The sequence below is a fragment of the Paenibacillus sp. FSL K6-1558 genome (genome assembly GCF_038002565.1).
Lineage (GTDB): Bacteria > Bacillota > Bacilli > Paenibacillales > Paenibacillaceae > Paenibacillus > Paenibacillus polysaccharolyticus.
Genome location: NZ_JBBOCV010000001.1, coordinates 5,943,743 through 5,955,288, shown reverse-complemented (window position 1 = coordinate 5,955,288; position 11,546 = coordinate 5,943,743). Strand labels below are relative to the sequence as shown.

The window sequence follows — 11,546 nt, the reverse complement described above, 5'->3', positions numbered from 1 at the left end:
CCTGGTTGTCTAGAAATGGAATTTAATTAGACTTTCTCCTTCATCTGAACTCGTTACAATTTCATCCGGGAAAAGATCTTTCAACAACACATTCGGATTTTCACTGATTTGACTGAGAACAATGAGCAGACAGTTCATCCAATCTTCCAGCTCTTCTACTCTATGTGCGGCACTATTGTAAACAAATCGAATGAGGAAGTTCTCATGCGGCTCAATGATCAGGTTAAAATCATAGCTTGTATACTCATGTAAATCGTAATCTACCATTTCCAGTCCGGAAGGAAGCTGCAGTTCCAGCGGATAATTTTCAAATACAAGGATATGATCCAGAACTACCCCGCCGCCAGACTTTTGGATTGAAGAAAGTGGAATATGGGAATAGGGTTCTTTTTCCATCTGTTCCCACTGAAGTTGTGATGCGAGTTCCAAAAAGGTACCCGAAGCTGACTTTACCCGAACAGGAATCGTATTAATGAATAGCCCCATCATGTTCTCGATATCTTGTACCTCGACACTTCTGCCCGATACAACTGCGCCAAAGATCATATCTTCAGTTTCGTTGAGATTCTGCAATACCGTCGCCCAAGCAGCCTGAAACAAAATATTTAGCGTCAAACCGTATTCGGCGGATAATTGCTTAAGTGCTTCCTGGAGCGTTTCTGGCAAGTTACGGGTTAGTTCCTCCCGCACATACGCACCACTCGATCCATGTAACCGTGGTAGCACATTTTTACTTCGGTATTCCGTTAAATACGTCCCCCAGTACGATTCAGCCACAGAAGGATCTCGCCGTTCAAGCCACCCGATATATTCCCCATAGTGCGGCGCTGAGACAAGTGATTGTATATCAGACAGATCGGCGTATAGATCGAAGACACTACTAAGAAGAAGGCCTACACTCCACCCATCAAGCAAAATATGATGAAAGCTCCAAACCAGACTATACGCGTTATCGTCTGTTCGAATAAGCGTTACTCTCAGAGGGACCTCAACAAATAGATTAAAGCGCCGTTCACGATTTTGTTGAAGATACTGTTGAAGCTTCTCGCGCTCACATCCGCCATGTTCCGCCGTCCAATCCATAAACTCAAAGGGAAGATTCCATGACTTCGCCACTGCCTGAAGCGGCCGTTCGAGCCCACGCAAGGCAAAAAATGTACGAAGAATGTCATGTTGATTAACCACCTGCTGAAAGCAGTCTCTAAGCCGTTCTGGGTTAAGGTCACCTTGCAAATGAATGACACATTGCTCTTCGTAAGCCGAGGAATCCGGAAACCGAAGGTAATGGAACAACATACTTTCCTGCATAGGTGACAGCGGATAAGCTTTGAGCATTGGAAAAGGCGCTACCTGCTCAAGGACCTCCCTTTCTGCAGAAGGTACCAGCTGAAATCCATCGTGTTCCTCTTCTGTAACTATCTCTCCCTCACCGGCATACATCATGTCTTGCAAACCATTAAGGAAACCTTGCAACATTCTCTGGATGGTTTCTGCTTGGAACTGATGTTTATTGTAATCAAACTCCACCAGCATCCGCCCGTCCGATAAGAGCACATTGCAAGTGATTGCAAATGGGCGGTCCGCATCTGGACTCTCTGTTCCGTGCATCGGAAGCTGCGAAAGCCGAAACAGATTTTGATAACGACGGTCATCCATTTCACCAAGGTAGTTGAAGCAAATCTGTGGCTCAATCTCAAATCCATGGAATGATCTGGTCACTGCTTCGGGCAGCATGTACTTCATTACGTTATATCCAGCACCCCTGTGAGGGATACGCTGCAACTCACGATGAAGCTGTGCAACATAAAGGTGTGGCATTTGGGCTACTGAAGTATCCAGATAAATCGGGTAATGCGATGTAAACCAGCCGACTGTTCGTGAATAATCTACAGCTTCACCGAAACTTTCCCGGCCGTGTCCCTCCATGTTGACCCATAGACCATCTCGAACACCCATTGCCTCCATTGCAGTACCTAAGGCAGCAAGCAACAAAGACGCGGTATCCGCCTCGTATCGCTCGGTCGCCGATTGTACGAGGGTCGTAGTGACTTTTTGTGTAAAATAAAGACTTGCCACTTCACTATCTCGAACCTGACCCTTCGTGTGTATCCCGTCCCCAATGAGCGACGAAACTGGTCGCGCCATTTCATTCTTCCAATATTGCGCTTCATGTTTCCATTCACCAGTAGCAGCATACGTATGCATTCTCTGTGCGTAATCCTTATAAGAATCGGATATAGAAGGCAGAACTGGCTGGATATTCTGTTCGAGAGCAATGTAGATATCATAAAAATCATCCAGTAAAATGCGCCAGGATATGGCGTCGATGACTAAATGGTGAATCGTAAAGATTAGTTCGTCCCGATCTGACCCCTGGATGAGGCCCGCCTGTACTAATGGTCCATGCTTCAGATCCATTGCCCGGTGCATTTCTTCCATCATTCGTTCCTTGACAGCCTTGAATTGCTCGCTATTCGTCTCCTCTATTGACTCGGCTACTTGGAATGCAAAAGCCTGCCGATCTGAATGTTGACAAGATTGCTGAATGTGGTTGCCATTTCGCTTAAATGTCATTCGCAATGCATCATGATGAACCGTGAGTAATCTGAGTGATTCTCTGACAAACAGTTCGTTGAACCTCGTAACACTAATCAGCGTCACACTGTTATTCCAATAATTCATTTCGGTAAAATTTTGCTTGAAAAACCATTGTTGAATAGGCGACAGTGGTACATCACCCTCTACAGGCCCTGAAGTTTTACGGGGGGATGTCTCTTCCAACGCTATAAGCATTGGGGCGATGTTGCTCACCGTTTTCAAACGTAAAATTTCAGCCGATTCAAGCCGATATCCACACTTTTTCATACGAGCCGCAATCTGTATCGCCTTGATCGAATCCCCGCCAAGTCGCATAAAGTGATCATCTCTGCTGGCATCAGGCGCTCTGAGTATTTCACGCCATGCCTGCAACAACTCCACCTCACCAGGGATTTCAACCAGGGATGGATGCTCGAACGGAGTCGGTTCTGCCAACGTAACAGGCAGTTTCTTGATATCCACCTTTCCATTGGCAGAAAGCGGGAGTCGATCCAAACGAATATATTCGGACGGCAACATATATGGAGGCAGATACGTCGAGAGGTACCTTTCCAGCTCCGCAATCTCCAAAATTCCTGTCGAGACATAGAACGCGCACAAACGCTTTCCGCTACTTTCCGTCTCTTTGACAATCACTGCCGCTTCTCGAATAGATGAATATGTGAGAAGCAAATTGCGAATCTCTCCCATTTCAATGCGGTGACCCCTAATTTTAACTTGTTCATCGATTCTGCCTAGATACTCCATTCCACCTGCTGGCAACCAACGCACCAGATCTCCGGTACGGTAAACTTTGCCCGGTTCATGGAATCTGTCCGATACAAACTTCTCCTCGGTCAGCTCAGGCTGGTTAACATATCCTCTGGCTACGGCAACACCGGCAATGCACAGTTCTCCGGGAAGATGTTTCGCCTGCAAATTCCCTTGTTCATCGAAAACATATAACCGCATATTGTCAATCGGCCAGCCAATAGGCACCTCGCTATATGGTTCAGCAGGGTCGTATTGATGGATCATACAGCCAACGACCGTCTCAGTAGGGCCATACTCGTTGTAAATTTCAACATGCGGACCGAACATAGAGATAATATCCGCTGCCGCGGAGCTCTCAAATGCTTCACCACCTACAATAAAACGCTTCAAGCTTGATCCTTTTGTGTTATAAAGAGACAGGAGTTTTAGATGGGAAGGCGTTAATTTAATGAGATCCGCTTCACCATCTTCACAAATCCGTTCAAGCGCAAACTCCACATCTTCCGAATAAATAATAATTTGGTTCCCCGACAATAAGGGTGTAAACATCGATGTTACCGTCAAGTCAAATGAAATGGATGAATACAACGAAAAACAAATCTTTTCCCCTCGTACATAGGTCTGATCTGCCCAACGAATGTAGTTGGTCAAACCTCGATGTTCTACCATAACGCCCTTGGGCTTGCCCGTAGAACCTGATGTATAGATGATGTAGGCCAGGTCGTCAGGCCCGGCAATCTGTTCGAGGTTCACTGGTGTTAAAGGTACGTTTCCGTGCACTTCCTCCGTCAATATTACTGAACCCGAGAAATTGCACAATTCCTCATAGGCTGCATCCGCAATGACCCACTGTGCCTTACAGTCGTCTAATATATGACGGATACGGTCCCTCGGGTACGATGGATCGATCGGCACATAACAGGCACCTGCTTTCCATATACCGAGAATGGCTGCCAGCAGATCGGGAGATCGCCTCATAACCAGGCCAACGGCCATCTCTCTCAGCACTCCCTGCTCCTTCAACACCTGAGCATATTGATTGGCTCTCATGTTAAGCTCAAGGTAGGTGAGTTGCACGCCTGCACAAGATACTGCTATTGCACCAGGTGTACGTTGAACTTGTTCTTCAAATAAAACGAAGATGGGCTGATCAAGGAGCAGCGGGTTATCCGTTTCATTAAATTCATGGAGCAACTGCTTGGTTTCCGAAGCATGGAGCATACTGATTTCCGAGATAGAAACGTCGGGTTGATGGGACACAGCTTCCAAAATGGCAATCAAGTGTCCAGCCATTGCTTCTATAGCTTCAGGGTGAAATACTGCCGTACAATATTCAAGATCGAGATACAGTTCATTTTGTTTCTCTACAACTTCCAGTGTCAGGTCAAACTTGGCCATTCTGTTTTTGTACTCGGAAGCCGTGAACTTGACACCACCACTTATTTGCGGATCGATAGAAAGAGCCTGATGTTGGTAAACATAGACCGCATCAAACAAAGGATTCCGACCCGAATCCCGCTCCTCGTTCTCGAGAGCAATCCATTGTTCCAACGGATATTCCTGATGCTCCAATGCATGCAACGCATTTACCTGCACTTCATGGACCAGCTTGGAGAACCACTGGTTGCTGGCGAGATCGCTTCGCAACGGAATGGTGTTGACGAACATACCGGGAGTTCGTTCGATATCCGAATACAACCGTCCCGATGCGGTTGTGCCAACCATGATGTGCTCCTGAACAGAATATTTAGACAACATCACCTTATATGCAGCTAGAAAATAGCTGTATAACGTGACTTTCTCAGCCGCGGCATATGCCTTGATACGTGCCAGGATTTCGTCAGGTAGCTTGAAACCGTATCTTTCTCCTTCATAACTGCGTATAGCAGGCCGCTGATGATGAATTCCCCAATCCAGCCGCGGTATTCCGTCCTTGAACTGCTGAGCCCAGTATTTCTTGCTTTCCCTCATATCTCCTGCGCCGAAGCGGCCCAACTGCCATTGGGTGAAGTCCTTCATGTGCAACGTGACTGTCGGCAAACTTTGACCGTCATACAACTGGATTAACTCTTCCAGCAGCAGATTCGCTGAAAGTCCATCTGCGATCAGATGGTGCATATCCATCAGCAAATACTGCCGTCCAGATTCCTTTTGCTCAGTCCAGTACTCCATCCGCATCAGCGGTGCTTGTTCGAGGTCAAACGGCCGAATCGTGCGCAGGATCATCTCCTCCGTCGTATCACTGTCCAGCAAATGCATGGGAATTTCCATGAATGACTCACTGAGCACACGCTGTACCGGCTCGTCTTCATCCAGATCAAAAGTGGTTCGCAAACACTCATGCCTTTTGACCAGCGAGTTGACCGCCACTTTCAAGCGCTGTAGGTCAAGCGAGCCCTCCACAGTGATCAGTCCCGTGACGTTGTAGGCCGTACCTGCTCTACCCAGTTTCTCTACAGCAAAGATCGAACGCTGAGAAGCGGACTGTGGGTAGCAATCGGCTGAACGCGCCTTCGGAATCCGAAGGGATTCAGCCGTGGGAACATCGTCCAACACCTGTGCTAACTCGGCGATCGTTGGATGGCGGAACAACAGACTTAGCGGAACGTTGATCCCTAACTCTTCCTGAAGTCGGGCCGTAATGACTGTCGCTGCAAGTGAATTACCACCCACTTCCAGGAAATGATCATGAATGCCGGCGTTTTCCAGCTTCATCATTTCAAGCCATATCCGATGAATCCTGATCTGCATTTCCGTAACCGGAGGGGTATACCCTGCAGCTCTATCGTTTACGTTTTTCCGAGCTTGCTCGGCAGTGAGATCATTTCTGTACGGATTAAGGGAAGCAGCAAGCTTCTCGGATGAAACAAACGATGGTGTCGATAACAAAGTATGTATTTTACTACACCGAGACTTTGGTTCTGCCTCTCCTTCCTTCCATACTTTGGACTCAAGCGTATCCAGTAATAAGGTGTATGTTTCAAGCCAGCCTTCGGCCTCTTCCCGTCCACATACTCCATCCCCCACATCTAATTCCAGCACCAATTCTTGATCCACCTCAAGAACATTCATGCTGATCGGGTATTTGAAGGACGATGGCGGAAACGACTCAAGCTGTACTCTCAGGTCTTCGAAGTGAAATTCAGGCGTTTTGTCAAAATTAAAAATGGTATTGATGACTGGAGGATAAACAGATCCTCCTTCCGTGACTAGCACTGTAACGATATCTACGTAAGAGCAACGTTGGTGCTCCAGTAGCTCAAGCATTTCGCTCCTTACTTGTGTCGCGTATTCGGATAGTTCTACCTTAGCTGGCAACTGGCTTGAAAAGGGCAGTAAGTTGACACATTGACCCACCAATTGTGGCAGCCCCATCTGGAGCTGACCAGCCACGGGAATACCAACCGTGATCTGATGGAGACCTGAAATTCGAGATAACAGCATGTTGTATGCCGCAAGCATAAGCATAAATAAGGAGACACCCTTTTTTTTGCCAAATGCCCTCAACTCTGCCGTGAATTCAGTATTTAAGTTCCTGTACAGACGCATTCCCGGATAGAGTGAGACAGACTCCGAAGCGAGTCTAGCAGATACAACCAACTCCGGCTTCGGAGCGGAGAGTCGTTTAGTCCAAAACGCCCTAGCATGTTGCTTCTCCTCCAGCGGCAGATTATGTTGCCACTGTGCAAATGCAGAAAACAATACAGGGTCAGGAGACTGCAACCGATTTTGCATCGTGTAGTATCCGGCAATCTCTTTCAAAATCTGAACAATGGACCAGCCATCTGCTACTAAATGATGCACTTGCATGATGAGTCTATACTGATGCTGTCCATGATGTAACAGACAAAAGCGGATCAAAGGACTGTTGGACAGATCAAATCCATTGGTCCATTTTTGTTGAATGGATCTGGGCAAACCCTTTGACTCTTCTATATCTTCCGCTTCTTCAAACATAATTTTCGAAGCTACATTCTCAAACAGCTCCGTGTAATACAACCCTTCATCGTTAGAAAAATGGGTTCGCAACATCCCGTGTCTTTGGACCACATAACGAACGGCTTCCCGTAACCTTTCGCTATCCACTGCTCCTTCCAAACGAAGTACAACAGATTCCACGTAAGCATCGCTCATATGGTCATTGGCCAGAGATGCAAACCAGAGTTGCGTCTGTTCCGATGTAAGCGGATGGGGCTCGGCTTGTCTCCCCACTTCTACGGTCAATGCTTTGCCGGCTTGCTTTCTCCCGCCTCCCGGCGAGGTCGGTGAACTCGGAGGCAGGAATCCGGCACTTTGCAATTCCTCTACGCTTGATTGCACGGCATCTACAATACGATCGATATCCGCTTCCGAATGAGCTGTGGATAAAAAGCAGTTTCGGCCTTCCCAAATATAAATTCCTTTCTCGATTAACAAGTAGTACAGAAGCTCCAGATCAGACTTTTGCACAAAACGGAACAAGGAACCAAAATGCACAATCTCAAGCGGCACCAGTTCTTCTGCAAAATAATGATTCAATCTGTCTGCCAAAGCCGCCGTTTTCCTGTTCAATTGCTCCTGAAGGGCCGGACCTTCCTCCTGCAACCGCTGCAGGACTGCCAGAGCAGCATTCATAGCCAACGGATGCTGGCAGAACGTTCCGGCTACAAATGTTCTCCGTTCTTCATGCGGAGGGAACGAGGAATCCCCAAAAGACCACATCCCTCCGTCTATGCCGTCCAAATATCGTTCTTTTCCAGCGACGATGCCAATCGGCAAACCTCCACCGACCACCTTGCCATAGACCACCATATCGGCTTCAATGCCGAACCATGCCTGTGCACCTCCAGGATGAATCCGAAATCCGGTGATGACTTCATCAAAAATCAAAGCGATGCCCTCTGTGGCGGTCAACGAACGCAGCTTTTTGAGAAAAGCGGTTGGCTGAATGTCTGGCCTACGGCTTTGTACCGGTTCTACAAGTATTGCTGCCAGCTCTCCAGCACGCTGTTCGATGATCCGCAGTGATTCGGGATGATCGTAATTCAGGACAATCAGATCATCCACCATACCTTGCAAAATCCCTGGAGCGATTGGTGTGCTACTGCCTCCAAGTCCTGCACTCATAGCCAAAACACCATCGAAAGTACCGTGATAAGAACCTGAAAAGATCACTATTTTTCTTCGGTTTGTAGCCGCTCGAGCCAAACGCATGGCAACCATGATCGCTTCTGTCCCGGAATTAAAAAACGCAGCACGTTCTACGCCAGTCAATTGATGCAAGGCAGAAGCAACCTGACCAGCCGCTGCATTGATCGGGCCAACACACATTCCTTTTTGCATAGCCTCTTGCATTGCTTCGTTAATAAAAGACACCTGATGGCCGAACAGGTTCACACCGAAGCCCATCGTCAAGTCAATATAGCGATTCCCATCGATATCCGTAATGCCAGATCCTTCGGCCTGATCAACAACGATCTGATAGACGATATCCTTCCAGTAGGGGCGATAACCTGCCACATTGCGATTATTGGCCACCAATTTACGGAATGCTTGTGTATGAAGCTGTGATCGAACTGTTTTGGCAGTATATCTGGAAATAAATTCGTCTATAAAATGCTCTTGCACAGGGCTCAATCCTGTCTTCGAATGCGTTTCAAGCTTCTGGAACGGGACGTAGGGCCGATTGGTCTGCACACGTTCTTTTGTAAGATTAGAGGGCACGCTCTGGCTATCCGTCGAATTGTCGAAATAGTCTTTTTCCACCGATTTATTCGCCTGTACCGCCGTCGCCGCCGACAAACGAATTGCAGAAGCTTCCGATCCCGCCGAACCTGCCTGTAGCATGGAAAGTTGGAGAGTCATCAAGTCCAGTTGCTTCTGTACAATGCCCTCCAGACCTGAACCTGCTACGGATAGATTACTCGATTCGCGCTCTTCCTCTGATGACGCTGCATACGGATGTACATATACATTTTGCAAAAGTACGGCATCCTGAGGCACTCCCTTATCCTCTGTTTGCCCGTTTAGAATCGGAGACTCTGGCAATTGCTGAGATTGACTGGCAATATATTTCCCTACTTCAGCGACGGTAGACATTTCTTCGAAAAACAGATGCATCGGAATATCTACGCCAAATTCATTTTTGATTGCATGTTTGACATTGACCAGCAAAATAGAATCCATGCCAAGCTCCATGAAGTTTCGATTTATCCCGATGTTTTCTGGGGAGTACCCTGAAATATTCGATATCATTTCCTGTACCGCGCTTGTGAAAAAATGAATATTTGCGCTCTGGACAACCCGATGTTCCATCGTTGAATTCTCCTTTTTATCCTCCGGTTTGTGGGGTACTCCCCCACTGCTCTCTTCCACCATCACAGGAACAATCCAGTGGCGATGTCGATCGAATGCGTATGTCGGAACTGAAACTACACGCTTGTTGCTTCCAGCATGGAGACCTTTCCAATCGATGGGTTGACCACAAACATACTGGGTAGCGATCTGATTCAAGACATTAACATTTACCAGACTTGGCTTGGCAACGTTCAAGTTCAGGTCGGAGGAAGTTGAAGAGCCATCCTGTTCAGGTCCACCGAACCAGATTCCCTCCGCCAATTCACCGTATTGTCCGGTGAAAGTCTCGTACTGCAAAAATGCCAGCTTGTCCCGTAACTCTTGATGGTGATGTGCTATTACTGCAAGTTTGTACTCATACAGGCCTCTACCAATATTCGAGGTATAACAAATGTCTGTAAAAGATTGTGGGTCAGATGTAAGAAGAAAAAGACGATATTTATCGATCAGAGACCGCAAAGAGGTTAGCGTTCTGGCAGATAAAGTAAACAAGGAAGGTCCGTTCTCTGTATTCGGCGAAAGAACAACCTTTCTTTCGCTTGCCTCTTCCAGCACAACGTGACAATTGGTGCCACTCATACCGAAAGAGCTTACTCCGCATCGGCGTACATCCGTACCTCTCTTCCAATCCGATAAGTGAGCATTGACATATACAGGAGAATTCGCAAATTCGATTTGCGGGTTGGGCTTTTCAAAATAGAGCGAAGGCGGAAGCTGTTCATGATGAAGCGCCAACGCTGATTTAATAAAACTAACAATGCCAGCGGCATGATACAAATGTCCGATATTGGGCTTAAGTGAGCCGATCGCACAGAACTGGACTTTATCGGTATACAGACGGAACGCATTATGGATAGCACGAACCTCAATCGGGTCGCCTATGGGTGTTCCTGTACCGTGCGTTTCGATATAGGACAAGGAAGACGGGTGAATACCTGCACGCTCCCAAGCACGAATAAGAAGCTGTTCTTGAGCCGACCGGTTAGGTGACGTAATGCCTATGGATTTGCCATCTTGATTGGAGACACTTGCTTTAATTACGGCGTATATAAGATCATTGTCCGCAATGGCCCTGGACAAAGGTTTAAGCAGAATAGCGCCCATGCCCTCTCCTCTTACCGTCCCGTCAGCTTCTTCATCGAACGCCCTGACTTTAGACGAAGGGGATTCAATTCCGATCTGGGGCTGTTCGGCTTGTGGATCTAGAATTAATTGAATGCCTCCAGCGATAGCCATGTCACATTCCCTGGAGAGCAGTGCCTGACAAGCTAGATGAACAGCCATTAACGATGAAGAGCAGGCCGTATCAATGACCAAACTTGGACCTTTAAGATCAAGCAAATAACTGATTCTGCTCGCTATAGCGGAGGACATGTTACCTACTGCCGCTGCCGACAACAGATCTGTATTGTAAGAAGAGATCATTTGTTTATACTCGTTTTCATGTCCTGATCCGACATAAACACCAGTCCGACTTCCTTTTATGCGATCCCCGCCATAGCCTGCATCCTCAATCGCACTCCATGCTATTTCAAGAAACAACCTTTGATACGGGTCCATTAACGTTGCCTCTTTAGGCGGGATTCGAAAGAAAAAATGATCAAACGTGTCAATCTCGGTCAAATAACCACGTCGTGGTGCCTTTATTCCCCCCTCTGACATTCTGACCTTTGGAGCTTCACGAATCCAATCTTCACCGCGACACAGATTGCTCCAGAATTGATCCAGTGAATCCGCACCAGGGACTTTGAGCGACATGCCGATCACCGCGATATCCTTACCTGACTGCTCCTCAATAACTGCAGCTGGAATATGATCTTCTTTCGTACGGCGAGGCAACAAACTTTTTTTCATCGACT

At 47.3% G+C, this 11,546-nt stretch carries 1 protein-coding gene; it reads right to left on the bottom strand.

Annotation, left to right across the window (positions count from 1 at the left end; genetic code table 11):
* Positions 1-9: 9 nt before the first annotated feature.
* Positions 10-11,541 carry a non-ribosomal peptide synthetase gene (locus tag MHI38_RS25870; protein ID WP_154886684.1) on the bottom strand — a complete coding sequence of 3,844 codons (11,532 nt, stop codon included), beginning with the start codon at positions 11,539-11,541 and terminating at the stop codon, positions 10-12.
* Positions 11,542-11,546: the final 5 nt, after the last annotated feature.